General features: G+C 58.7%; 25 protein-coding genes and 3 tRNA genes. 12 read left to right on the top strand and 16 right to left on the bottom strand.

Features of this window, described 5'->3' with window-relative positions; genetic code table 11:
* Nucleotides 1–8 precede the first annotated feature (8 nt).
* The 11 genes from DTW90_RS30215 to DTW90_RS30165 all read right to left on the bottom strand — a co-directional run bounded on the left by DTW90_RS30215 (nucleotide 9) and on the right by DTW90_RS30165 (nucleotide 8714).
* Nucleotides 9–473 carry a terminase small subunit gene (locus DTW90_RS30215; protein ID WP_149343195.1) on the bottom strand — a complete coding sequence of 155 codons (465 nt, stop codon included), beginning with the start codon at nucleotides 471–473 and terminating at the stop codon, nucleotides 9–11.
* A gap of 186 nt (nucleotides 474–659) precedes the next feature.
* A complete protein-coding gene (locus DTW90_RS30210; protein WP_149343193.1) occupies nucleotides 660–1004 on the bottom strand; it encodes an HNH endonuclease in 345 nt (114 codons plus the stop codon).
* A complete protein-coding gene (locus tag DTW90_RS30205; RefSeq protein ID WP_149343191.1) occupies nucleotides 968–1219 on the bottom strand; it encodes a hypothetical protein in 252 nt (83 codons plus the stop codon). The genes DTW90_RS30210 and DTW90_RS30205 overlap by 37 nt, the downstream gene beginning before the upstream one ends.
* A 233-nt stretch (nucleotides 1220–1452) precedes the next feature.
* On the bottom strand, nucleotides 1453–2154 hold the full coding sequence (locus DTW90_RS30200) for a hypothetical protein (RefSeq protein ID WP_149343189.1): 702 nt from the start codon (nucleotides 2152–2154) through the stop codon (nucleotides 1453–1455).
* Nucleotides 2155–2282: 128 nt separating this feature from the next.
* Nucleotides 2283–2681 carry a hypothetical protein gene (locus DTW90_RS30195; protein ID WP_149343187.1) on the bottom strand — a complete coding sequence of 133 codons (399 nt, stop codon included), beginning with the start codon at nucleotides 2679–2681 and terminating at the stop codon, nucleotides 2283–2285.
* Between the two features lie 254 nt (nucleotides 2682–2935).
* Nucleotides 2936–5290 (bottom strand): DUF3987 domain-containing protein, encoded by a 2355-nt coding sequence (locus DTW90_RS30190; RefSeq protein WP_246665112.1) that lies wholly within the window; start codon nucleotides 5288–5290, stop codon nucleotides 2936–2938.
* Between the two features lie 252 nt (nucleotides 5291–5542).
* Entirely contained in the window at nucleotides 5543–6004 is a 462-nt protein-coding gene (locus DTW90_RS30185; RefSeq protein ID WP_149343185.1) for a hypothetical protein, read from the bottom strand.
* Between the two features lie 36 nt (nucleotides 6005–6040).
* On the bottom strand, nucleotides 6041–6226 hold the full coding sequence (locus tag DTW90_RS30180; protein WP_149343183.1) for a hypothetical protein: 186 nt from the start codon (nucleotides 6224–6226) through the stop codon (nucleotides 6041–6043).
* Nucleotides 6227–6282: 56 nt separating this feature from the next.
* Nucleotides 6283–6492, bottom strand: a complete 210-nt coding sequence (locus tag DTW90_RS30175) for an AlpA family phage regulatory protein (protein ID WP_149343181.1) — start codon at nucleotides 6490–6492, stop codon at nucleotides 6283–6285.
* Nucleotides 6493–6818: 326 nt separating this feature from the next.
* Nucleotides 6819–7958 (bottom strand): site-specific integrase, encoded by a 1140-nt coding sequence (locus tag DTW90_RS30170; RefSeq protein ID WP_188080104.1) that lies wholly within the window; start codon nucleotides 7956–7958, stop codon nucleotides 6819–6821.
* 177 nt (nucleotides 7959–8135) lie between these two features.
* Nucleotides 8136–8714: a cold-shock protein gene (locus DTW90_RS30165; protein WP_132523928.1), complete on the bottom strand. Its 579-nt coding sequence runs from the start codon at nucleotides 8712–8714 to the stop codon at nucleotides 8136–8138.
* Nucleotides 8715–8910: 196 nt separating this feature from the next.
* Between DTW90_RS30165 and gloA the strand changes: the two genes are divergently transcribed.
* The 5 genes from gloA (at nucleotide 8911) to DTW90_RS30140 (ending at nucleotide 11252) form a co-directional block, all read left to right on the top strand.
* Nucleotides 8911–9351 (top strand): lactoylglutathione lyase, encoded by a 441-nt coding sequence (gloA, locus tag DTW90_RS30160; protein WP_149343177.1) that lies wholly within the window; start codon nucleotides 8911–8913, stop codon nucleotides 9349–9351.
* A 284-nt stretch (nucleotides 9352–9635) separates the two neighbouring features.
* A complete protein-coding gene (locus DTW90_RS30155) occupies nucleotides 9636–10574 on the top strand; it encodes a hypothetical protein (protein ID WP_188080103.1) in 939 nt (312 codons plus the stop codon).
* A gap of 225 nt (nucleotides 10575–10799) precedes the next feature.
* Nucleotides 10800–10874 (top strand) — tRNA-Glu (locus tag DTW90_RS30150).
* A 90-nt stretch (nucleotides 10875–10964) separates the two neighbouring features.
* A tRNA-Glu gene (locus DTW90_RS30145) sits at nucleotides 10965–11039 on the top strand.
* Nucleotides 11040–11177: 138 nt separating this feature from the next.
* Nucleotides 11178–11252, top strand: a tRNA-Glu gene (locus DTW90_RS30140).
* Nucleotides 11253–11309: 57 nt separating this feature from the next.
* Here the strand turns inward: DTW90_RS30140 and recJ are convergent.
* From recJ to DTW90_RS30120, 4 genes are all read right to left on the bottom strand, one after another.
* Nucleotides 11310–13112: a single-stranded-DNA-specific exonuclease RecJ gene (gene recJ, locus DTW90_RS30135; protein WP_149343175.1), complete on the bottom strand. Its 1803-nt coding sequence runs from the start codon at nucleotides 13110–13112 to the stop codon at nucleotides 11310–11312.
* Between the two features lie 448 nt (nucleotides 13113–13560).
* Nucleotides 13561–14883 carry a homoserine dehydrogenase gene (locus DTW90_RS30130; protein ID WP_149343174.1) on the bottom strand — a complete coding sequence of 441 codons (1323 nt, stop codon included), beginning with the start codon at nucleotides 14881–14883 and terminating at the stop codon, nucleotides 13561–13563.
* 62 nt (nucleotides 14884–14945) lie between these two features.
* On the bottom strand, nucleotides 14946–16166 hold the full coding sequence (locus tag DTW90_RS30125) for an LL-diaminopimelate aminotransferase (RefSeq protein WP_132523932.1): 1221 nt from the start codon (nucleotides 16164–16166) through the stop codon (nucleotides 14946–14948).
* A gap of 229 nt (nucleotides 16167–16395) precedes the next feature.
* Complete coding sequence (locus DTW90_RS30120; protein ID WP_132523933.1) at nucleotides 16396–16809, bottom strand: hypothetical protein; 414 nt, start codon at nucleotides 16807–16809, stop codon at nucleotides 16396–16398.
* Between the two features lie 155 nt (nucleotides 16810–16964).
* Between DTW90_RS30120 and phaC the strand changes: the two genes are divergently transcribed.
* The 6 genes from phaC (at nucleotide 16965) to sthA (ending at nucleotide 23600) form a co-directional block, all read left to right on the top strand.
* Nucleotides 16965–18809 (top strand): class I poly(R)-hydroxyalkanoic acid synthase, encoded by a 1845-nt coding sequence (phaC, locus tag DTW90_RS30115; protein WP_149343173.1) that lies wholly within the window; start codon nucleotides 16965–16967, stop codon nucleotides 18807–18809.
* A gap of 45 nt (nucleotides 18810–18854) precedes the next feature.
* Nucleotides 18855–19604 (top strand): DNA/RNA nuclease SfsA, encoded by a 750-nt coding sequence (gene sfsA, locus DTW90_RS30110; RefSeq protein WP_149343171.1) that lies wholly within the window; start codon nucleotides 18855–18857, stop codon nucleotides 19602–19604.
* 3 nt (nucleotides 19605–19607) lie between these two features.
* Complete coding sequence (map, locus tag DTW90_RS30105; RefSeq protein ID WP_149343169.1) at nucleotides 19608–20438, top strand: type I methionyl aminopeptidase; 831 nt, start codon at nucleotides 19608–19610, stop codon at nucleotides 20436–20438.
* An 8-nt stretch (nucleotides 20439–20446) separates the two neighbouring features.
* Complete coding sequence (gene radC / locus DTW90_RS30100) at nucleotides 20447–21298, top strand: DNA repair protein RadC (RefSeq protein WP_149343168.1); 852 nt, start codon at nucleotides 20447–20449, stop codon at nucleotides 21296–21298.
* Nucleotides 21299–21495: 197 nt separating this feature from the next.
* Nucleotides 21496–22092 carry a dual specificity protein phosphatase family protein gene (locus tag DTW90_RS30095; protein ID WP_149343167.1) on the top strand — a complete coding sequence of 199 codons (597 nt, stop codon included), beginning with the start codon at nucleotides 21496–21498 and terminating at the stop codon, nucleotides 22090–22092.
* A gap of 101 nt (nucleotides 22093–22193) precedes the next feature.
* Nucleotides 22194–23600 carry a Si-specific NAD(P)(+) transhydrogenase gene (gene sthA, locus DTW90_RS30090; protein WP_132523939.1) on the top strand — a complete coding sequence of 469 codons (1407 nt, stop codon included), beginning with the start codon at nucleotides 22194–22196 and terminating at the stop codon, nucleotides 23598–23600.
* Nucleotides 23601–23638: 38 nt separating this feature from the next.
* Here sthA and DTW90_RS30085 read toward each other — a convergent pair whose 3' ends face one another.
* The gene (locus DTW90_RS30085) at nucleotides 23639–24010 is read right to left on the bottom strand and encodes a VOC family protein (RefSeq protein WP_149343165.1); all 372 of its coding nucleotides are present in this window, start codon (nucleotides 24008–24010) and stop codon (nucleotides 23639–23641) included.
* A gap of 207 nt (nucleotides 24011–24217) precedes the next feature.
* Between DTW90_RS30085 and DTW90_RS30080 the strand changes: the two genes are divergently transcribed.
* A complete protein-coding gene (locus DTW90_RS30080; protein ID WP_149343164.1) occupies nucleotides 24218–25021 on the top strand; it encodes an endonuclease/exonuclease/phosphatase family protein in 804 nt (267 codons plus the stop codon).
* The last annotated feature ends 272 nt before the right edge of the window (nucleotides 25022–25293 follow it).

The raw sequence follows: 25293 nt of genomic DNA, 5'->3' as shown, positions 1-25293 counted from the left end.
TTCCGATGCTAGCCCGGCCGCGCCAGGAGATCGTCCTCTAGAGGATTGTCGCCCTCGATATCCTTGGCAGCCTCACGACGCTTCGCGACGTCCCTCGCCTCGCCCGCTTGCGCACGCGCGTGGAGCGACAGCGATCGGCGGAATGACAGAATTGATCCCGCGTGCATCTGGACGATGCTTTTTCGTGGGTTGGCAACGGGCGTGCCTTTTTCTGAATAAGCCACGCCGCCTTCTTCGCGCAGGAGTCGCTGCTCTCGTGTGAGGTCGGCCATCGTGCGGGCCAGCATTGCCGCAAGCTCTAGCTGATGGGCCGACCACTCCGACCGCGCGTATTCGGCGATCACGTTTTGAAAGAACGGAATGTCTTCTGCATCGAGCGGAACGTTGCTCGGCGGTTCTATCTCGGTGGCAGCCTTGGCCATGACGCGCACGGCTTCCGCCGCGCTGTCAATGCGCGCCTTGCGCTTCGCCATCGGCTCATCCTCATAGGAAAATCTGTGTTAGCGTTATTGTTGTGGGGGGCCGCCGGTACATCGTTAGCACCCTACCGAAGATTTGACCCACCCCTCCGGTCAACCTTCGATGATACCACATTGGGGCGCATCATGTCAACAGGTAAATGTTGAAAAATCAAAGATTTATTCGATTATTTTCGAGCATTAGTTTAACTCGATCGGGTATCCATCGACCCCGTAAGTCACCACCTTGTGACCGTGATCGATCATCTGCTTGGCGCTGTCATGGTGATGCTTGCACAATGACTGCAGGTTATCGACCGCATAGAACAGGTCCAGTTGACCGTTGTGCTTGCGAATGTGGTCAACGACCGTTGCCTCAGTCACTTCTTCAGTGATCAGGCAGAAGCGGCAGAGCGGCTCACGCGCAAGCTGCCATGCTCGCAGCGCCTTCCAGCGCTTACCATTATAGAGGCGACGATACTGCGCCGCCTCTTCGCTACGGCGGTCGGTCACAGCGCCTTGGCGAGCGCCTTCACCTGATCCCATGCATGGACGTCGATGCCGAGCTTGTCATAGACGGCCTTGATCTTGGCAGCTGCGTCTTCGAATGCATCGACGACGGCAGGCGCGGGTGCGACCACCTGCTCGACAGCAGGAACAATGGCCTCAACAGCCGTCTCTACGGCCTGAACAACTTCGGTCATTTCGGATTTCCCTTTGGTGAACTGGCTCTTGAGCCAGGCGATGATCTTCGTGAACATGGGTGATTTCCTTGCGGAGAAAGCAAAAGCGGCCGCTCAACACCGCGATAGCAGTGGAGCGGCCGCACGATCGCCCGTCGCCAGAGGAGGAGAATAGCGCCAGGGATTGGGGATAGTTACCCGGCGGGAGCCGGGCCGGTCGCCTTGTATGGTATCGGCGCCGAAAGCTGGGCGGCCACTTTCGTAGCCGCCTCTTCAACCATCGCCAACTTCGGGGGCATTGACGGTACCCACTATGCCACTGAGCGAGCCATGGCATCGAACCTGGCTTGCCGAATGCGTATCTCTTCCCACGCTCCGTCCACAGCAGCGAGCCCTCTGAAGACAAGTGCCTTGCCGGCGATATCCGGCTTCGTTTCGAACTTGTCGCCGCGGCCGATCTGCGAAAATGTGCGGCCACCAAGCACCGCATCCTCGAACGGGTCGAGCAGCGGGCCGAGCGCACCGCGCAATGCAGCAAGCACGGGTTTCGCGTCGATGTGCTCGATCAATGTCGCATCCGTGAATTTGACATGGAAGCCAGCCGTTCGAACGCCCTGCCCTGTCTCGGGATTGGTTGGAACAGACCGCTTTGGCGGCAGCGGCTGCGCCGCCTTGCTCCGCTTGATTTCGGACCGATAGACGATTTCGCCGCCGGGCACGGCGCCATCCACCCATTCCACACCCGCTGCTTCGTCAATTTCCTCAACGCCATCGCGAAGTGTGCTTCTGGTCACCAAAGGCAGATCTTTGCCGGAGCCATAATCCAGGCCCTTGAGCGGTTCTGCTTCAGCCAAGGCCACCAGGCCCCTATATGCCAACACCAGCTCGGCATATCGGGAAAGTTCATCCCGGCGAAGAACCGTCATCAGTGGGAAGGCTTCGCTGTCGTTCGCGGCGCACGTGGGATCGCCGATCGCTTGACGCGCCTCAATGCGCTTCCGTTGCGGACGCATGGCCTTCTCCGCAAGCCTAGTTGCTGATCTCGCTGTCTTCCGAGCCTCGGCGCGCTCTATATCCGTGTGTTCCGGTTTTGCGCCACCATGGACAATGCTCGTCGCCATTCTTGCTCCTATCATGTGTTTCAACTCCATTTCGGCTTGATGTCGGGAATTGCGCGGATTGCTTCGCTGCGCTCGGTTGGCTCACCGTGCTCGCCTTCCATGAGCGTCGCAGCTCGCTCACGCATGCCTGCCGCAGCCAGGCGCCTTGCTTCTTCGGCTGCTGTCCTGGTGACGCAGAGAGACAACTTGTATTCCCGGTCGCGTTTCACCGCTTCGCGCTCGGCCTCGACATCTTTGATGCGGTTCTGCAGGGTCTCGATGGTCCTGTGGGCATCGATCAGGTGTCCCCGATAATGCTCGGCTCGCCGATGGGGATCGCGTGGCGCGGTGCTGTCCGCCACCGCTGTGTAGGCCGCCGTCTTGGTAGCCTCCCTATCGCCGCGCGCGGACTCCTCGGCAGATCTAATGCGTGGGCTCATGCGTGGTTCCTCCTTTCGTTTTTGAAAGTTGTGAACTTGTTAAACCTACTAGGCAGACAGTAGGAATGGACGAAAAGACAGGGAGAAGAGGAGTCGTCACAAGTTCACAAGTAAGAAGAAAATAGTTATAACTATTATATACCCATTTGTTTTCATTAATCTTTCCCCTTGCCTCTTTGTTGTGAACCCATTCAAAGTTCTTCCAAACTTCACAAGTTCGCCACTCACCTCGTCACAAGTTGGGGCCAAAGTTGTTACGCCGCCACAAGTTGGAAGCGCCCCCTGGCGCCTGGCTTTGCCTGCTTGGAAAGGCTGACAACCCTCTCGGTATCTATCAGCCACTGAAGTGCCTTCGATACGTCATCCGCCTCAGCGGCGCTCACCCCTTCACGCTGGAGAAGGAAACTCCAGGGCAACGTCTGCTCCTTTGCACCTTCCAACGCGCGAACGATCGCCTTCCGCAGCGCCTCGCCGGCGGATCCAGACATATGTCGGTCTACGCCTTCGGTGACGATCTGGACTGAGCGATAGATGATGGCCCAACCCCATGCGACGTCATCCACCGTCACCACCGGGTCAGCCGGGTTGCGACTGACTGCCCTGATGGTTGCAAGCCGTACTGTGTTTTCGGCGGCGCGCCCGTTTATGTGATGCTGCCGTTCATCCCAGGCGCCATTGTGCTGCCACCGGAACACGTCAGACCAGAGCCGATAGGCATCACCACCCTCCCCGCCGTCAAAAGGGATCATGAACTTCTTCGCCATGAAGCCGGTTGGCGTTGGAAACGCTGCGGACGCCTCCTTCAATGATGCGACGAGCGCGCTTGGCATCTCGGATTTGCGGTTGAGTGACGGCGGGATTACCTCGCTCGGGCCGGTACCCTCAATGAACACGAAGCGGCTGAGAAACCCATCATTGAGAGATGCGTCGGAAAGCCCGGCATAGAACGTGCCGGGCGTCGTCATTCCCAGGACGGTCAGTGCCGGGCCTTCGATAGGGCTGTCGTCCTTCTTTGTCTCGCCTGAGGCGTACTGCCGGCCGTGAAAGGTGGAATCGGCTTGGTCGTAGATCGCCAGCAAGAACTTACGGATTGAGGCTGCCGCGGCGTCTGTGCGTTTCGAGTTGATGCTTTGGAGCGTCACGCCGAATTCGTCCATGACCACGACCGTCGACTTGTTTTTGCGCAGCATGCGTTCGATCGCAGCATAGCTGGTCGGATCCCCGTTCGTGACCGCGCCAGGCTTGCCCGCGCTCGATGCCAGGGAGATGATCGATTTCGGCGCGTGGCCCTTGCCGCTCGCTACTCCCATCACGGTTGTCAGGAATAGGTTCAGACCGCTTCGCGTCGGCCCCAGTGCACGATCCCCGAACATGCCGCCGAGCAGCGCTAGCGCTGACGTAAGCGATAACTCACTCACCGGTATAATGGCCGTCTTCGTGATCCACCTCGCCACATCGGATAGCAGGCCACCAGCCGCCTCTGGCGTAAACGGATCAGGGTGCATTTCCGGAGGCACAGGAATGCGCGTGGGGGCGATGTGCGGCGGCACGTTGTCGTTCGCCGCGACAGGGGATTCCTTGGCGGAGTGTCGCGCGACGAAAGCCGCGGCGATCTCGGATCCTGCCTCCCTTGCCTCAACGTGCGGCAATCCAAACTTTCGCCAGGACCGCTCGAAATCAGATCGGGCATCCTTGACGTCATAACGCCTGAACCAGTCACCTCCAGCAGAGGAGAACACAGCGAAAGCCTGTTCTGCAGTCAAACCCTCGAACGCGAGCTGCTCGACTACGCGAGCTGCATGAGCCGATCGATCGCCAACATCGTCCGCACCCAACATGGCCGCAGCTGTTTCGGACAGCGTGAGATTGTCGATCTGCACCGCCTCGCCCAATTCGAAGGCGCGGCCATCGGCGATCGGTTCCGGCCAGCCAGCGAGTGCAGCCTCAATGTCACCGACCGGTGTGCACGAACCGTCCCACGGAAGGTCGATGACAACTGCGACGGGTTGCCCCGACCGGCCACGCTCGATCTTCTTGCGATTAGGCCAGTTCCTGGTGCCCGGCACGCGCCAAATGTGACAGATGTCGGCGGTTCCATGATCACTGCCGGTCGCGCGCTTGAGTGACGCCGCCAGTGGCTTTGCTTCGGCAGGAGCGAGCGCGCGATCGAACAGAATAAATGGCTGGAAATTGCCCGGCGATGTCTCGAGAACAAGGTTGGGTTCAATCGGCATGTCCCCGGCCCTGCCTGTGTCGGCATCAAGGTCAACGACGAGACCGAGGACAGCGACAATGTCATTTGCAGTGCCGCGCGAGCCCCGGCTTAAGCCCTTGCGCATCACCTGCAGGCCGGTGAAGACATTCGCGTTGGGCGTCGACGCGTGCGCCATGATGGCCTCAACCATGCCATCTATATCGCCGACGCGATGGTGGCTGACGGCGCCTGGCACGTCACTGTTGCCGAGCGGGTCGGCGTAGTAGGCTGCAACGACGAGCAAACCATCAATGCCGGCGGCAAGACCGTGGATCATTGCAACGTGCTCACGAATCGCCGGCTCGTCGAAAGACGCATTGGGCTCAGGAAGTTTGACGGCTGGAATTTTGGGCAATCTGGCCTCCTTGAAGTGCAATCGAAGCTGCGGCGGTAATCTTGGCTGCCATTTCCGGTCGGAAAGTCACTGCATGGTGACCGCCAATATTGCCCGATATTGTTCGTCGGGTTCCATCGGGGTATTCCCGCAGCATCAGCCCGTTGATCCTGATGTCGCCTAACTGCACAGCGAATCGTGCGATCGTCCTTCCGGCGGATGGCGAAGATGGCGGTCTATCGACCGCCACTATTGATTTGATGACCGGCATCATCAGGCGGCCTTGCTCAAGGCGACATCAGAAGAGGCGGACTCGCGCTGATTTGCCTCCGCTTCGTATTCGCGCTTCCAATCATCAAGCGTGGAATACAGGTTGTGGTCAGAATCGAAGACCCCGCCAGCCGGATCGATGATTACGGCGTAGTCGTCGCCATCGCCGCTATAGCCTTCAAAAACTGGATAAGCCCCAGCAGGACATAAGCGCCAGGCAATGACTGACCGCTCCCTGTAGTAGAAACGACCATCGTTCCAGCGCTCTGCGAACACGGCCACAAAGCCGGGGTTCGCGGGGATCACCGGGATGAAAAACTCGGAGATGTCTTCTGCGTACGGCTCGGCGATATACTCGCCGCCGGTCGACAGCAGAAATTTTACGCTACCGCTTCGAAGTGTCGTGTATTGCGCGACATGCTCAGAGTTTATGTTCCGGCCGTCTTTTGTCGTGATGATAGGCATTGCGTCTCCTCAGTGGTTGGCGGTGGACCGTTGTGATTAAGCAGCTACAGGCGCCGCCGGCTTATTGAGGCGTTCCTCGATCGCCTCAACGACCCAGTCGACGTCTACCTCTCGGGCGACGAACACGCGGGTTTCATCGGGTTTGATGTCCTTGGCGTTGACCTGCGCGACTTCCCAGACCTCGAAGCCACTGGCGGTCTTGTGGAACGAAATTGCGAACATGATTCCTCCTCGCCGGCGATGGCCGGTCGGCATGATGGTTGATGTGGTGGGATGGGTTAGGCGGAGATTCTGGCGTCTATTTTTGCCTGTACCCAAGCAGTGACTTCGCTGCGAACGAATGCGATCCGTCGCTTGCCGAGGTCGACTGCGACGGGGAAACTCCCCTCTTCGCGGTACCTGTTGATCATCGTTCGGCTCATGCTGGTCTGCCGGCAGGCCTCGTTCAATGAAACGAGTGATGGGGTATTGTCGTTGTCAGCTTTCAAAACGTGTCTCCTCTTCCGCGCCAAGGACGGAATCCTGGCGTCAATCAATCGGTGGATTCTTGAAAGGCCGGCGCGCCATGGCCGGGCAGGAGATTGATCGACGCTATGCGCCACGTCACACGGAGACGCCGCCGACGGCCAATGCCGCAGTTATCACCCTTGCGGGTCGAGCCGGATCGGGGCTCTCATCGTGGCTTGCGCCTCGGAAAACTCAGCAACAACCGCCAAGTAGAATTATATTTAGTGTAAACTGACAAATATAACTATAGTGATTATTTACTTGAGGTGAAATAAATCGCTTGACGCATTTGTCAAAGATTCAATGTTTACAATCTCGTACAATGGTTCGACCAGGCTTCCATCAGTTCTCTACGTTTCTTGAGCGCGTCGCCGCGGCGATAAGCGAGTTCAACTTCGTTGCCGACCTTATGACCCAATGCCATTTCCGCGATCTCTCGCGGAAAGTCAGTTTCATCGCCGGCGAAGTCGCGGAAAGCCGATCTGAACCCGTGCATCGTAATTCCAGGTTTGTTGGCCTTCACCCAATTGGGCATATCCATGATATGGAGGGGCTCGCTGTCTTCGACGAAGACTAATCCCTCACTTTGTGCCGGCAATGTTGCAACAGCCTGATCGGAAAGCGGGACGATGAGCTCTCTCCCGGTTTTGGTGCGCTCTTTCGGAATTGTCCACACCTTGGCGCTCAAATCGAACTCGCTCCAGTCCGCAAGGCGTCCCTCGCCGCTGCGAACTGCCGTGAGGACAATGAAGCGCATGAGCCGTTCGATAGTGCTGTTCCCCAGCGTCGACAGAAAGCCAGGCACGTCAGCGTATGGCATAGCCTTGTGGTTGGCGCCCGTAACGCGGCCTGCCTTCGTTAGCAGGTGCTCAAGGTGTCCCGCCCACCGCGCCGGATTATCGCCGGTTCGCAGCTTTTTGACCGAAGCGTAGTCAAGCACCGATTCGATCTTCGCCCTCACCCGCTGACCGGTTGCAGGCTTCTTTTCCCACAGAGGTCTAAGGGTCTCTTCCACTGCCTCGGTAGTGATGTCGGCCACCGCCTTTTCCGCGAGCGCAGAGGCGTGTTCCAGCAAATGGCGTTTCCACTCCCTCTCTGTATGAGGCGTCCAATCCGAGCGCTCTGCAATAAATTTCTCGGAGACCTTTTGGAAGGTATGCTCAGAAGCTGCCTTCGCGGCAACCCGTTCTGCATGCGGGTCTCGTCCCTCGGCCAGCATCGCGCGGAGTTCTTCCGCCCTCCTCCTGGCATTGGCAAGCGACACCGGCGCCGTACCGGCGAGACTGCCCAATCCTAGCTCGCGTTTTTTGCCGTCCCTGGTGTAAATAAAAAACCACGATTTTGATCCGCCGGCATGCATACGGATGAAAAGGCCATCTCCGTCTCCGTAGATGCCAGGCTTCTTGATTGCTTTGATCTTCGTGTCAGTGAGCTTGTTGGCTACCATAGTCCCTACCATAAAGTGGTCGGTTGCCAATATGGGCAAAGCGGATGATTTGGGCAACAAAAAAGCCCGGAAATCCGGGCTTGCGCAACATTAGGACAATAAAAACAAGGCTACCGAAGCGCCATCGAGGCGCTTTTGAAGATAGCGAGGTGAGACGCCTTCATGATGCCGATCCGCTCAGTGAGCCCGGGTGATAGGGCTTGGGGAGTCGGGATGGATTTCCGCTGCCATCAGCCCCTTTTCGCCCGGTCCGAAACGCACCAGAACCACCTGTCCCGGCCGCAGTTCCGTGAGGCCGAAACGGCGCAGGGTTTCCATGTGGACGAAGATGTCCTCCGTCCCCTCGCCCCGGGTCAGGAAACCAAATCCCTTGGTGCGGTTGAACCACTTTACCAGCGCTCGCTCCAGACCACTCGTCGGGGTAACCTGAACATGCGTGCGCACCGGCGGCAGCTGCGACGGGTGAACCGCCGTAGACTGATCCATGGAGAGGATCTTGAAGGCCTGGTATCCGCGCTCGCGCCGCTGGATCAGAGCTACGATTCGTGTACCTTCGAGGATGGTCTGGTAGCCGTCGCGGCGAAGGCAGGTCACGTGCAGGAGGACATCCTGGAGGCCGTTATCGGGGACGATGAAGCCGAAGCCCTTGGCAACGTCAAACCATTTGACAACACCGGTGATTTCAATGAGCTCAACAGCTTCGCCCGACAGCTCTTCGTAGTCGGCGATTCCTTTTGCTGAAATTCTATCACCCATGTTATCCAGCCCCTCGATTACGCGTCACACTGTTACGGTTAACTGATTCTTGAAATCAAGATTAACATCTTGGTAACGGAAAAGCGCAAGTCCTAGTTTTCGATTATTCCCAACTGTAGAATTGAAGGCCAAGACTTGCCTGAAGCTGACGCTACATCGGCTGGTCGCTCAAAGACAACATTAGAGAGGAAATATAATGCGTTATCTCCATACCATGGTCCGCGTCAAAGACCTCGATGCCTCGCTGCACTTCTACACGACCCTTTTCGGCCTGACCGAAATCCGCCGCTATGAAAACGAGAAGGGCCGTTTCACGCTTGTCTTCCTTGCCGCCAGCGACGACATCGAAGCAGCACGAGCCAATTCCACCCCCTGTCTTGAGCTCACCTACAATTGGGACACCGAGGACTATACCGGGGGACGGAACTTTGGTCACCTCGCCTATGAGGTGGATGACATATACGCCATTTGTCAGAAATTGATGGATAATGGCGTCATCATCAACCGCCCGCCTCGTGACGGACACATGGCCTTCGTCCGCTCGCCGGATGGCATCTCCATCGAAATTCTGCAGAAGGGCGCCAACCTTCCAGCAGCCGAACCGTGGGCTTCCATGCCCAACACCGGTGCCTGGTAGGCCCGAGCTTTCGCGAGGCTTGCGGCATTTGCGAATGTTGCCCCATGAGGCTTCTTCGTACTTGCCGCTTCCATTCCCCGCCAGCATGCTTGGTGCGACTCGAAGCATCAAGCATCGGATTTGCCGCGGTTCTGTCTCTCGTTCCCGCGACGCAATGATTCGTACCCATGAAGGGGCGGCCCCGATGTTTGTCCATCAGGAACGGGGTACGTCCTTTGCAAAGCGACCGGCAAACAAAACCTGGCAGACATTTTCTTGCGACCGGCGCGGCCGTTGCGATCGTAATGTTTGCGCTATCCGGTTGCATGACGACCGGCGGAAAGGCGAAAGTGGCGGCGGCAGCAGCGGCCGAAACAAAGCCCGCGCCGACGGCCGCGGAGCAATTGGCCGCTGCGCTGAACGCCAAGGCGGAAGCGAATGCGCGCAAGCAGGGCGGCTATCGCGATCCGATGGTGCGGACCGCTTCCGGCCGGCAGGTGCCGTTGCTGGCCTCCCCCGGTGATACTCCGATGCTGATGGCCTCGTCCGCGCCGCCATTGCCCGGATCTGCGGCCGATAGCCCTGCCGGCATCGCGGGCCTGGTCACGCAGCCCACGGCGGTCAATGCAAACAGGACCAGCATCTATTCTTCGGCAATGATGCCGGTCGCTCAGATGCCCGACCAGGCAAGCGGAATGCCATCGGGACAGGATGCGGCCAGCGCTCTTTCCTCCCAGGGAATCACGCCGGTCATGCGCAGCGTCTACAGCGCTCCTGCCTCGATGGTGCAGCCGGCGCCGGTCCAGCAGCCGGTGCAGCCGCAGGGGATAGACATATTTCCTGAGGAGCAATCCTCGCAGAATGTCGTTCCGCAGGGCAGTCAGCCGCCGATCCACACGGCCGCGGCCTTCACCAAACCGGTTTCTGACGCCACACCGTCCAAGATCATGCCTGCGCGCGGATTGAAGGCGCACACGATCGATAGCAAGGAAGCCCTGATGGTTGCGCATATGACCGCTTCCAAGGCGCAACAGGGTCAAGATCAAGGACAGAACTCCGCTTCCAATCGGATTCAGGTTATCGGCAAACCGATGCCGAAGGGGATCGTCCCTAACGTTTCCATGACACCGGGGATGGCTGCGTCGCTGAAGCAACCGATCGCTTTCCGGCGTGGTGATGCGCCGACCGCAAGTGCCGTTGATCGCGACAAGGTGATGGTTGGCAAGCTGCCGGTGCAGTTCTAGGTACCGTGCAGCGGCCGGGTGAATCTACAGCGCTGGGCCTGAGTTCCAAACCGCTGGCGCTTGGCAGCTCGACAAAACCCACATTTGCAAAGTGACGTAAGGTTTTGTTTACGCACAGCATTCGCTTTTTTCGCCAGCTTTGATCTTTCTGTCATTTTTTTGAGAAAAAAGCGAAATAGCCGCTTGCGGGAATGAAATCACCCCACTATAAGGGCGCCACAGCACGCGCCCTTCGTCTATCGGTTAGGACGACAGATTTTCATTCTGTAAAGAGGGGTTCGACTCCCCTAGGGCGTGCCACTGTCTTTCCATCAAGCAAATTCGTTATGGTCCTTGCGGGCATCCGCATCGATGACTATTTTATGTCAGTGCTTGTTTATGACGATGCTTGCGCCCTTCGTCTATCGGTTAGGACGACAGATTCTCATTCTGTAAAGAGGGGTTCGACTCCCCTAGGGCGTACCATAATGTCTCCACCCAGTGGCTTTCCCGGCAGGCGGTAGTTTTCCACAAGTCTCACAAAAATCTCGCTAATCGGCGAATTTTTTCTCGTTTTTGCGCTTGCAGCATCCAAGGACCCTGACTATAAGGGCGCCACAGCACGCGCCCTTCGTCTATCGGTTAGGACGACAGATTTTCATTCTGTAAAGAGGGGTTCGACTCCCCTAGGGCGTGCCACTTTCTTCAAGCAAATTTCTGCAGCTTTGTGCTCGAAGAGCGTCCGTGCTCTACGAGCTATGGGGCCTTTGCCGCGTCTGTGACGCGCAGCTGGACGCGCCGCGAACCCTGCCAGTGATCGGCTCCGAGCGTGCCGGCGACATGAAGCTGTGCGCCACGGGAATTGAGCAGCAGATCGCCGAGCGGCGTCTCGGCAGAGCGGAATGCTATACCTTCCAGCCGGCCGCCATCCTGGGCCTCCAGCGTGATCTTGATGTGAGACTGGCCGACCAAGCGCGAATCGCGCAGGCGATGGGCGGGAATGGCAAATATTGGCTGCGGATGACCGGAACCATAGGGACCAGCCGTTTCCAGTTGATCGACCAGTTCGACTGTCGCACCGCTCGCACCGAGAGCGCCGTCGATCTTCAGGGTTTCGTTTGCCACAAGACCGGATACCTGCTTTTCGGCCTTCTCCGTGAAAAACGCGCGCAGCTTGCCGAGATTTGCACGCTCTACCGTCAGGCCGGCTGCCATCGCATGCCCGCCGCCTTTGACAAGTAGCCCGGCATCGACTGCAGCGCGCACCATGCGACCCATGTCAAAGCCATTGATCGAGCGGCCGGAGCCCGTTCCCTTCCCCGAGGGATCGAAAGCGATGGCGAAAGCCGGACGCCGAAACTTGTCCTTCAGCCTCGAGGCGATAAGACCGACTATCCCCGGGTGCCAGTTGTCCCTTGCCGTGATGATGACAGCGGCGCCGTCGCCATTGCCATATTCCGCCAGCGCTTCTGCCTCGGCTTCTTGCAACATGGCGGCCTCCATGGCCTGGCGCTCGCGGTTCAGGTCGTCCAGTCGCTCGGCGATCGCTTCCGCCTCGCCATTGTCTTCAAGCGTCAGAAGTCGGCTTCCCAGCGCTGCATCGCCAATACGACCGCCGGCGTTGATGCGCGGGCCAATCATGAAGCCGAAATGATAGGGCGTAACGGGGCCGCCGAGCCCCGCCTTGCGAAACAGTGCGGACAGGCCGGCATTGCCCTGGTGCCGCGCGGCAATCAGGCCCTTGACCACATAGGCGCGGTTCAGCCCTTTGAGTGGAACGACGTCACAGACTGTCGCGAGTGCGACGATATCGAGCCATGCGAGCAGGTCGATGGAGCGGACACGCGGATCGCCCGCTTCGCGAAGCATGCGCAGCGCCGCCACGAGCACGAGAAAGACGACGCCCGCAGCGCAGAGGTGCCCCTGCCCGGACAGATCGTCTTCGCGGTTGGGGTTGACCAGCGCATGGCATGGCGGCAGCTCGTGACCAACCTGATGGTGGTCGATGACGACGATATCGACGCCCCTCGCCTTCGCCGCTTCCAGCGCCTCGAAACTGGTGGTGCCGCAATCGACGGTTACGATCAGCTGGGCGCCATTGTCGATAAGCTGGTTGATGGCGACGGGATTGGGTCCATAGCCTTCAAAGATGCGATCCGGAATGTAGATGTTTGCAGCCACACCAAAATGGCGCAGGAAACGATAGACGAGCGCGGAAGACGCGGCGCCGTCCACATCGTAGTCGCCAAAGATGGCCACTCTCTCGCCCCTCTTTATTGCCTCAAGCAGGCGAAGGGCTGCCTTTTCGCAATCGGTCATGCTGTGGGGATCAGGCATCAGATTGCGGATCGTCGGATCGAGAAAAGCCATGGCTTCTTCGGCAGCGACACCTCGTCCGGCCAGTACGCGGGCGATCAAATCCGGCAAACCAAAGGTCTGGGCGATTGCCAGGGCTCTATTTTGCCCTGCCTGATCGAGACGCGATATCCAGCGGTTCCCCGAAACGGAACGCTCCACGCCCAAAAAAGCCCTCTGAACAGGATCTACCGCTTCAACCATTCCAGAATTCCGTTCGCATTGCTTCCTTTTTACAGGAGCGAAGCGAATAGAACAGGGGCGGTTTGCCTATTCAAAGCTTTATCCAAAGACCGACCATATCAGGAAGACGAGGCCGATAGCCCAGGAAACGATGATGGCGGTCAATATGAGCAGGACCGCCCAGTTGCGACCCTCGTGATATTCGTCGTCCACGGAGTCGCCCAGGATCTCCGTGCCCCGTTTTTGCCCATCACAATCGTTTTTCCTGCTCCCGGCAGGTGGCTCAGCATACGCTTTCATTCGATGAACGCCCCAACAAGCTCGAACAAGCCCGAATAAGGCATAGCCTATATTTTCGGAAATTGTAATATACAACTTATGGGGTATGGTTCATGCAAAAAAGTGCAGTCCGCCCGAAAAATTCAGGCGAACTTTCGTAAAATCAACCGTAATCGGACAGAATTCGCCCTTAACCGGCTTTCGGACGCTCGATCCGGATGACCTGTGGTTCGCCGACAAGATAGCCTTCCGTCTTGATCGCGGAAACGGCTTTGCGGATCGAATCCTCGGTGGTTGCATGCGTGACGAGGATGATCGTCTGATGCTCCGAGGGCGAGAGATGTTGCTTGGAGCGCTGTACGATTGATTCCAGCGAGATATGGTTTTCCGCCATACGCGTTGCGACGCTGGCGAAGACGCCGGTGCGGTCCTGAACCGTCAGACGGATGAAATAACCGCCCTCGTGGCTTTGCATCTGCGCCTTGCGGTAGGGCTCCAGCGCGGCAGCGGGATGGCCTAGAGCGGGCACACGCTGGGCGCCGGGCTGGCTCTTGGCGATGTCGGCGATATCGCCGAGCACCGAGGAGGCCGTTGCATTGCCGCCGGCACCGGGGCCGACCATCAGCAGTTCGCCGAGGATATCGGATTCGATCGCCACCGCATTGGTCACGCCATCGACCTGCGCGATCACCGAGTCCTGTGGAACCATGGTCGGATGAACGCGCTGCTCTATGCCTGTTTCAGTGCGTTGCGCGACGCCCAGGAGCTTGATGCGATAACCGAGATCTGCGGCCGCACGGATGTCGTCGATCGAAATATTGGTGATGCCTTCGAGGTAGATGTCGTCTGCCGCGATGCGATTGCCGAAGGCAAGCGTCGTCAGGATGGCCAGCTTGTGAGCGGTATCATTGCCTTCGATGTCGAAGGCCGGATCGGCTTCGGCGTAACCGAGACGCTGCGCTTCCTTCAGGCAGTCGGCAAAGGACAGGCCCTCCTTCTCCATCCGGGTCAGGATGTAGTTGCAGGTGCCGTTCATGATCCCGTAGACGCGGGAAATCGTGTTGCCGGTCAGTGACTCGCGCAGTGCCTTGATGACGGGAATACCGCCGGCAACAGCCGCTTCGAAATTGAGGAGCGCGCCCTTCTCTTCCGCGATCGTAGCAAGTTCGACGCCGTGATAGGCAAGCAGGGCCTTGTTGGCAGTCACCACATGGAGACCGCGAGCGAGAGCAGCCCGCACGGAGGCATTGGCCGCACCTTCGGCGCCGCCCATAAGCTCCACGAAGACGTCGATATCGGCCTTCTGGGCAAGATCGACCGGACCGCCATACCACTCGATACCGGTGAGATCGATGCCGCGATCCCTAGTGCTATCACGCGCCGTAACGGCAACGATCTTGATCGGACGCCCGCAGGTGACGGCAAGTTCATTACTGCGCTGCTGGATGATACGGACGAGCGAGGCACCAACGGTGCCCAGGCCCGCAATGCCGATTTTGAGGGCGTCTGCCATGGAATGATCCTGATAGTTCTGATGCGGCAGCCGCGAAAACGGCTGCCGGGAGTTTGATCGTCTTATGAACGGTGGGCGTTGAGCGAGATGACGTTGTGCATCGTCTCGTCGGCCGTCGAAAGGAATTTCTTGATATTGCGAGCAGCCTGGCGGATGCGATGCTCGTTTTCGACGAGCGCTAGGCGCACATAGTCATCACCCATCTCGCCGAAACCTATGCCCGGAGCGACGGCAACGTCAGCCTTTTCTACGAGCAGCTTGGAGAATTCCAGCGAGCCGAGATGACGGAACTTTTCCGGGATCTTCGCCCAGGCGAACATGGTCGCCTCTGGCGGAGGAACCTCGAAGCCGGCCTTGCCGAAGCTCTCAACCATAACGTCGCGACGACGCTTGTAGACGCTGCGCACTTCCGCGATGTCGGAGCCGTCACCGTTCAAGGCGTGGGTTGCCGCAACCTGGATCGGCGTGAAGGCTCCGTAATCGAGGTAGGACTTAACACGGGTGAGCGCTGCGATCAGCCGCTCATTGCCGACCGCAAAGCCCATGCGCCAACCGGGCATCGAAAATGTCTTGGACATCGAGGTGAATTCGACCGTCACATCGATCGCGCCCGGCACTTCGAGAACAGACGGAGGCGGTGCGTCGTTGAAGTAGATTTCCGAATAGGCCAGATCCGAAAGCACGATGATGTCATGCTTCTTCGCGAAGGCGACGACTTCCTTGTAGAAATCGAGCGTCGCCACATAGGCGGTCGGATTCGACGGGTAGTTGAGAATCAGCGCCAGCGGCTTCGGGATCGAATGACGTACCGCCCGCTCCAGCGGAGGGAAGAAGCTGTCGTCGGGCTCGACTGACAGGGAGCGGATAACGCCGCCCGCCATCAGGAAGCCGAAAGCGTGGATCGGGTAGGTCGGGTTCGGGCAGAGAATCACGTCGCCAGGAGCGGTGATCGCCTGCGCCATGTTGGCGAAGCCTTCCTTGGAGCCGAGCGTGGCTACGACCTGCGTGTCGGGATTGAGCTTCACGCCGAAGCGGCGTGCATAATAGGCCGCTTGGGCCCGGCGCAGTCCCGGAATGCCCTTGGAGGATGAGTAACGGTGCGTACGCGGATCCTGAACCACTTCGCACAGCTTGTCGACGATCGCCTTCGGAGTCGGAAGGTCCGGATTGCCCATGCCGAGGTCGATGATGTCAGCCCCACCCGCTCGCGCGCTGGCTTTCAAACGGTTGACCTGTTCGAAAACGTAAGGCGGCAAGCGTCGGACTTTATGAAACTCTTCCATCTCTTTCCTCATGGGACTCAGCCACTATGGCTGCAACGAAGTTCGTTCGTCTCCCGAACAGCCGCGACACGAACTTCGAAATCGCGGCGCCCGTATTCTCACCTGATGCAAATGGATGCGGTGAATCTGAGGCAGTCAGCCCTTCAGATTCGTCGTGAACCAGCAGGATACATCAAATTCAGCCTGTCGGAACGCTTTGCGTCCAAATTGCCGGAAAGGCAAGGCTATTTTACTGGCTCTGTTGCTTGATCTGATCGAGCGTATCCTGGCCATGTTCCGCGGCAAGCTTGCGCATCTCGGCGACGCGCTTGTCGTATTCGGCCTGGCTGATCGCACCGGATTTGTGCGCGGCGCCGAGTGCCGTCAGCTGTTTTTGCAGATCGGTGGCCTGATCGTTGCTGATCTGGACATTGGCGGCCGTCGGCGGATTGTTGAATGTGGGGAAACCATCCGAGGTATGATCGGTCGTCGATTCGTTCAGCGGCTTCCCGCTTGCCGACTTTACGATGACGGCCTGTGGCGCCTGGCGCTTTGCGGCCCAGGCCGCTCGCTCCGCCGGCGTCGAGCATCCCGCCAATGCCAGCATCAAGACGCCGCATACCAGGAAATATCGGTCGAACCCCGTCACCATACCGCCGCTCATAAATCGCCCTATCTGTCCTGCGCCCGCGTCGCAAACTGTTAGAGTTGTCGGCGCGGCAAAGCAAGAGTGTCAACTACCCGTCTTGGAACTTGTATTCCGTTTCCAGCAAGATGTACAAATAGAAAACAGACTGAGCTGCCGCCGGAGGAAGATGCGTGACCGACAGCAAGCGGGATTCAAGTGAGGGCAAAAGCTCCGATTTCGATTCGAAATCGCTTGAGGCCTATATCGTTAAAGATCCCGAAGCGATGGCCATGAATTTCGCGCGCGCGCTCGAAAATCTCGGCCAGGCTGCGTCCGCTTGGCTCGGCCCGCGCGAACGCGGGGAGCGGCCGGAAACGCTGGCCGACCCGATGACCGACATGGTCAAGACCCTTTCAAAGGTTGCGGAATATTGGCTCTCCGATCCCCGCCGTACCCTGGAGGCGCAGACCCATCTGCTATCCGGCTATTTCGGGCTCTGGACCCAGACCATGCAGCGGCTGGCGGGCAATGACACAGCATCCGAGGCAGACGAACCTTCCGTCAAGGACAGGCGGTTTGCCGACGAGGACTGGCGGAAAAACCCCTTCTTCGCTTTCCTGCGCCAGACGTACCAGTTAACGTCCGGCTGGACCGAGAAACTGGTCAATGATGCAGAAGGGCTTGACGATCACACGCGCCATAAGGCCTCCTTCTACGTCAAGCAGATTACCGCGGCACTTTCACCAACCAACTTCGTCGCCACCAATCCGCAGCTCTATCGCGAGACCGTCGCTTCCAATGCGGAGAATCTCGTCCGGGGCATGAAAATGTTTGCCGAAGATATCGGCGCCGGCGGCGGAGACCTTCGGCTGCGGCAGACCGACATGAGCAAGTTTGCGATCGGTACCAACATGGCGCTGACGCCGGGAAAGGTTATCGCGCAAAGCGACGTCTGCCAGATCGTCCAATATGAACCCTCCACGGAAACGGTGCTGAAGCGACCACTGCTGATCTGCCCGCCGTGGATCAACAAGTTTTACATTCTTGATCTCAATCCGCAGAAGTCCTTCATAAAATGGTGCGTCGAGCAGGGACACACGGTCTTCGTCATTTCCTGGGTCAACCCGGACGCCCGGCATGCCGAGAAGGATTGGACGTCCTATGCAAGGGAAGGTATCGATTTCGGACTTGAGACCGTCGAGAAGGCGACAGGCGAAAAGGAAGTCAACGCCATCGGCTACTGCGTCGGCGGCACGCTGCTCGCGGCGACGCTTGCTCTTCATGCCAAGGAAAAGAACAAGCGCATCAAGACCGCAACCTTCCTGACGACCCAGGTCGATTTCACCCATGCCGGCGATCTCAAGGTCTTTGTCGATGAGGAGCAGATTTCAGCGCTGGAAGCCCAGATGAGTGTGACGGGCTATCTCGACGGCTCGAAGATGGCGACGGCCTTCAACATGCTGCGCGCCTCGGAACTGATCTGGCCCTATTTCGTCAACAACTATCTCAAGGGCCAGGAGCCCCTGCCCTTCGACCTGCTTTTCTGGAATGCCGATTCGACCCGCATGGCGTCAGCCAATCATTCCTTCTATCTGCGCAACTGCTACCTCAACAACACGTTGAGCAAGGGAACGATGGAACTGGACGGCAAGAAGCTGTCGCTCAAGGACGTCAAAATTCCCATTTACAATCTCGCTACCCGCGAGGACCACATAGCCCCAGCGAAATCTGTCTTCCTCGGCAGCGGCCTGTTTGGCGGTCCGGTCGAATTCGTTGTAACCGGGTCGGGACATATCGCCGGCGTCGTCAATCCCCCGGACAAGCTCAAGTACCAGTTCTGGACCGGCGGCAAGCCGGCCGGCGACTATCAGCAATGGCTGGAGGAGGCGAAGGAGACGCCGGGCTCGTGGTGGACGCATTGGCAGGCGTGGATCGAAGCGCAGGATGCCAAGCGCGTGCCGGCCCGCAAACCCGGTGGCGGCGCATTGAACGCCATCGAGGAAGCGCCGGGCTCCTACGTCATGGAACGCGCCTGAGGCGCATTCTTTCGGTCATGCTCGCGCAAAACAGCAAGATATTTCATGCTCTTCGATAAGCCCCTCGTCCCTGCCCGTCTCATCTCCCGCTACAAACGCTTCCTCTTCGATGCAGAACTCGAGAGCGGCGAGATTATTACGGGCTCCTGTCCGAATACCGGCTCGATGCAGGGGCTGACGACACCCGGCTCGCGGATCTGGCTTTCAGAACATGACAGTCCAACGCGGAAATATCGCCATGTCTTCGAGATGATCGAAGCCGATGGAACGATCGTAGGCGTCAACACCGCAATGCCCAATCGGGTGGCAGCCGAGGCGATCACCCTGAGACAAGTTGCGGATCTCGGGGACTACACGACCGTCCGGCGCGAACAGAAATATGGCCGCAATTCGCGCATCGACCTTCTCTTGACCGATCCGCTCAGGCCCACCACCTATGTCGAGGTCAAGAACGTGCATTTCATGCGCACACCGGCTCTTGCGGAGTTTCCCGATACGGTGACAGTGCGCGGGGCCAAGCACCTGGAAGAGCTCGGCGACATGGCAGAGGCAGGTCACCGGGCGGTGATGCTCTATGTCATACAGCGCCATGATTGTGATCGCTTCCGGATATGCTCCGATCTCGACCGCGTCTATGCCAACGCATTCGATCGGGCGCTTGCACGCGGCGTTGAAGCCTATGCTCTCAAATGCCAGATTTCGCCGCGCGAAATAATACCTGCGGGATTGATACCGATAGACGAACCCGGCATAGCTGCATTATGTAAAAGTGTAGAAAAGACTGCTGAAAGCTGATCCATGGTGAATTACATCGAAGCGTCGACGGCGCCGTCTAAAAATACAGGTGCCATCCGCCTCTACGGTCCGGATGCGTTTGAAGGGATGCGTAAGGCGTGCCAGCTTACGGCGCGTTGCCTCGACGAACTCGCCGCACTGGTGCAGCCGGGTATGCCGACCGACGATATCGACCGTTTCGTCTTCGAGTACGGCATGGATCACGGCGCCTATCCCGCGACCCTCAACTATCGCGGATACACCAAATCGACCTGCACCTCGATCAATCACGTCGTCTGTCACGGCATCCCCAATGACAAGCCGTTGCGCGAAGGCGATATCGTCAACATCGACGTCACCTTCGTGCTGGACGGCTGGCACGGCGATTCCAGCCGCATGTATCCGGTCGGCCTCATCAAGCGTTCGGCGGAACGGCTGCTGGAAGTGACCTACGAATCGCTGATGCGTGGCATTGCCGCCGTGCGCCCCGGTGCGCGGACGGGAGCCATCGGCGAAGCGATCCAGATCTATGCGGAGGCGGAGCGTTGCTCGGTCGTGCGCGATTTCTGCGGACATGGCGTCGGCAGCCTTTTTCACGATTCGCCGAACATCCTGCACTATGGCCGGGCTGGCGAAGGACCGGAACTGCGCGAGGGCATGATCTTTACCATCGAGCCCATGATCAATCTCGGCCGGCCCCACGTCAAAGTGCTCGGCGACGGCTGGACGGCCGTCACCCGGGACCGATCATTATCGGCGCAATACGAACACACCGTCGGTGTCACCGCCACGGGCTGCGAGATATTCACATTGTCGCCCGCCGGTCTGGATCGGCCGGGCCTGCCTCCTCTCTAGGGTGACCCATGGCCAAGAGCCCCGCTCCATCTGCGGACTACGGCGACCAGCCGATCGACGATAGCGGGATTTTGGAAACGGAGGGCGATAAGCCACTCTTTGACGAGCGGTCGTTCTTTGCAGAGCAGGCTCCGAAAAGCAGCAGCCTGAAAAGGCCGGCAAAGCTTTCGGCTGCCCCTGCCGACATGGCCAACCATTATCACGGCCACCGCGAGCGCCTGCGCAATCGCTACCGCGACGGGGGCGAAGCTGCACTTGCAGACTACGAGGTCCTTGAGCTGCTGCTCTTCCGGCTTATCCCTCGCCGAGATACCAAGCCGATCGCCAAGGCGCTCATCGACCGTTTCGGAACGCTCGGCGGTGTCATTGGAGCACCGGCTGTGCTGCTACAGGAAGTCAAGGGCGTCGGCGAGGCAGTGGCGCTCGATCTAAAACTCGTGGCGACGGTTGCGCAGCGCATGCTGAAGAGTGAACTTCGCGGCAAGCAGGTTCTGGCTTCATGGTCATCTGTCATCGACTACTGTCATACGGCGATGGCCCACGAATCGCGCGAGCAATTTCGCCTCCTATTTCTCGACAAGCGAAACGCGTTGATCGCGGACGAGGTGCAGGGCCTTGGTACGGTCGATCATACACCGGTCTACCCACGCGAAGTGGTCAAGCGTGCGCTGGAGCTGTCGGCGACAGCTTTGATTCTAGTGCACAACCATCCATCAGGCGACCCGACACCGTCCCGCGCCGATATCGACATGACGAAGATGATCATCGACACCGCGAAGCCTCTCGGCATTACCGTCCATGATCACATCATCATCGGCAAGGACGGACATGCGAGCCTTAGAGGCTTGCGTCTGATCTGAAGATCAGATGTGCCGCGATCGTTATCGCGATAGCCTTCTCATCCTCACCTCATTTAAGTTTCAGGTATTCGTCAGCATGCTTTGGCATAGACTGGATGCTCCCGATCCGGTCCCATCCCGCCCCTGATGCTGGCAACCGACGGAAGCAACTACTGTGACCGTCGCCGGCTGTTTGGCGTGGTCTGCCCGGAGCTTCCATGCCCAAGACTGCGTCACGCCCTGCTTCGTCTGTCCGCCTTCTTCGCCAGGGGCTGCTTTGCACGCTTGCGCTGCTCGCGCTTCTGGTTGGCGGTTTCTATGGCTACATGCTCGCGACCACAAACTTCCACGCCGTCGTTCCAGGAGAGGTCTATCGCTCGTCGCAGCCATCCGCTTCGACGATCGCCGAATTCCAGAAGGACTACGGTATCAAGACGATCATCAACCTGCGCGGCGACAATAGCGGTAGCGACTGGTACGATGATGAAGTGGCAGCCGCCAGGAAACTCGATATAAACCACATCGATTTCGGCATGTCTTCCGGCCGGGAACTGACACAGCCGGAGGCCGCACGTCTCGTCGAACTGATGCGCGATGCGCCGAAGCCCCTCTTGATCCATTGCCAGGCCGGGGCGGACCGCACGGGTCTCGCCTCCGCTCTTTATCTCGCCGCGATTTCGAAGCGTAGCGAAACGGTTGCCGAAGGACAGATGTCGATTATCTACGGTCACATCCCGCTTTCGATCAGCCGCGCCTACGCCATGGACAGAAGTTTTGAAAAACTCGAGCCCTGGCTCGGCTTTTCCAGCTCTTGAGCTACCAACGTTAGACAATCTGTAACATTGACCGGCTACCGATTGATGAGCGACATTTACTGTCGCGATATTGTTCCAATTCAATCATTCGGGGCTTTTCGATGTATCAATACGATCTCGTCGTCGTGGGCAGCGGTCCGGCTGGACGCAGAGGCGCCATACAGGCAGCCAAGCTCGGCAAGCGCGTGCTGGTCATCGAGCAAGGCAAGCGCGTGGGCGGTGTCTCCGTTCACACAGGCACGATCCCCTCCAAGACCCTACGCGAAACCGCGCTCAACCTTTCTGGCTGGCGCGAGCGCGGCTTCTATGGCCGGGCCTATCGCGTCAAGCAGGAGATCAGCGCCGAAGATCTGCGCCGCCGGCTGCTCATCACTCTCGACCACGAAGTCGAGGTACTCGAGCACCAGTTTGCCCGAAACCGGGTCAGCCACATCAGGGGCAAGGCGAGCTTCGTCGACCCGCAGACGCTTGAGGTAACCAAGGACGACGGTGAAGTTCTTCATGTCAGCGCAGAGAGCATTCTTCTCGCCGTCGGCACGAAGCCTTTCCGCCCGGACTACATGCCTTTCGACGGAGAAACCATCCTCGACAGCGACGAGATTCTTGAGATGAAGGCGCTGCCGCGGTCGATGGTCGTCATCGGCGCCGGCGTCATCGGCATCGAATACGCGACCATCTTCAGTGCACTGGACACACAGGTGACCCTGCTCGACCCCAAGTCGACCATGCTCGATTTCATCGACAAGGAAATCGTCGAGGACTTCACCTATCAGCTGCGCGACCGCAACATGAAGCTGAACCTTGGCCAGAAGGCCGAGAAGGTTGAAAAGCTTCCTGACGGCAAGGTGGAGCTGACGCTGAGCAACGGCCGGCGCATCGTCACCGACATGGTACTCTTCGCGGCCGGGCGCATGGGCGCGACCGACACGCTCAATCTTCCCGCGGCCGGTCTGGAAGCAGACAGCCGCGGCCGCCTCAGCGTCAATCCGGAAACCTTTGCCACCAGCGTTCCCCATATTTTCGCCGCAGGCGATGTCATCGGCTTCCCGAGCCTTGCCTCCACCTCGATGGAACAGGGTCGTATCGCGGCCCGCGTGGCCGTCGGCGCGATCGCCAAGGAGCCGCAAAAATACTTCCCCTACGGCATCTATGCCGTTCCGGAAATCTCCACCTGCGGCCTGACCGAGGAAGAGGTCAAGGAACGCGGCATCCCTTATGAATGCGGCATCGCCCGGTTCCGCGAAACCTCGCGCGGCCATATCATGGGCCTGGATACCGGCCTCCTGAAGATGATCTTCTCTCTGAAGACCCGCCGCCTGCTCGGCGTCCATATCGTCGGCGAAGGCGCCACCGAACTCGTCCATATCGGCCAGGCGGTCCTGAACCTCAAGGGCACGGTCGAATACTTCGTCGAGAACACCTTCAACTACCCGACGCTTGCCGAAGCCTACAAGATCGCCGGCCTCGACGCCGGTAACCGCATGGGCGACATCAAGTCGGAGCTTTGACGATCAGTCAGTCTACACGGTGCCCATCAAGCCTAAGCCTAGTCGGCGGCAGCGCGGCAGACGGCCTCAACGTTGTGACCATCGGGATCGAGAACAAAGGCACCGTAACAGTCGGGATGATAATGGGCTCGGATACCCGGCGGCCCATTGTCTCGGCCTCCCGCGGCGAGTGCGGCTTCGTAAAATCGATCAACCATCGCTCTATTCTGGGCCGAGAAAGCTATGTGAACACTGGTTTGAGGCCCGTTTCGATGTCCTATCCAAAAGAAGGCCTTCGGCTTGATCCCATACCCGGCAAAGGTCTCTCCCTCGGCATAGAGGCGTTCTATACCTAGCGGATGTAACACTGTGTCATAGAACCCTTTCGATCGTTCCACGTCGGTTACTCCGATTGTGATGTGATCCAGCATATCTGCTCCGGGATTTCCGAGATAACAACTCGGGATCGATGCTGCATCTGTCATCAAAACCGAGTCAAGGACCTCTCAGGATTGATCATCTGCATGCGCACCGATAATCTTTCCACCATAACGATCTATTCTCGGTATCGCTTCGGGCTTCTTCACGCTCGGCTGACGGCGCCAACTCCGCATCTGGAAAAAAGGAAATAGACGGCGGTGCGAATAATCTCTCTGAACGCATGGGGCGGCAAGCTTCATGAGCCGCTCTTGCAATATATCGCTGATGTCGATCCCGATATCCTGTGCCTGCAGGAAGTCACGCGCACCATCTCGGCAAAGCAGGATTGGCATCTCTATCGCGACCATGATGTCGAGCTTCCGCAGCGCGCCAATCTTTTCGCAGAGGTCGGCGCGGTCCTGTCAGGACACGACGCTTTTTTCAGCCCGACCGCAAGAGGCGAGCTTCTCGAACGCGATGAGGCGGTTTTCTCAGAGTTCGGGTTAGCAACCTATGTTCGCCAGTCACTGCCAGTCATTGCGCAAGCGTCCGGCTTCGTGCACGGCGAATTCTCGCCTGACGGATGGGGCGCACATCCGCGGTCCCGCAACGCTCATTGCATCCGGGTCTTCGATTACAAGCGGCGCTTTCCGCTCACCGTCACCCAGTTTCACGGGCTGCGTGATATCGCCGGCAAAGGCGACACCCCTGCCCGTCACGCCCAGGCAGATGCTGTTATCGATCTCATAAAGCGTGTCTGGCCCGGCCACGAGCGGCTGGTCGTCTGCGGTGATTTCAACGTGCTGCCTGACAGCGTGACTTTCGAAACGCTCGGCAAGCTGGGCCTGATGGATCTCGTCACATCGCGCGGCTTCACGGACACAAGGACGTCCCACTATCTAAAGGACGGGCGCTTCGCAGACTATATGCTGGCGAATGAGGCCGTCGGGATCGTCGATTTCGATGTCGTTGCCGCGCCGGAGGTCTCCGATCACCGAGCGCTATTGCTCGATATGGAGTGATTGTTTTGGCGAAACTTCGCGGCGGAGGTCGGGCTGCGGGTCGGTGATGACACCGTGCCGAAGGAACCCCTCATCCGCCTGCTGGCACCTTCTCCCCAAGGGGAGAAGACGGATGCCGCACCGCCGCCGCTACTCCGCGACGTTCAAGTTGGGCGAAGCGTAGCGGCTCAACTCTTCTCCCCTTGGGGAGAATGCCGGAGCGACAGCGAGGCGATGAGGGGTTCCCACGCCACCCACCGCTGACGCTGGATGCACACACCGGAATGATCCGA

It is taken from the genome of Neorhizobium sp. P12A (assembly GCF_008365395.1).
Classification (GTDB): Bacteria; Pseudomonadota; Alphaproteobacteria; order Rhizobiales; family Rhizobiaceae; genus Rhizobium.
This window is presented reverse-complemented; position numbering and strand designations above follow the sequence as displayed.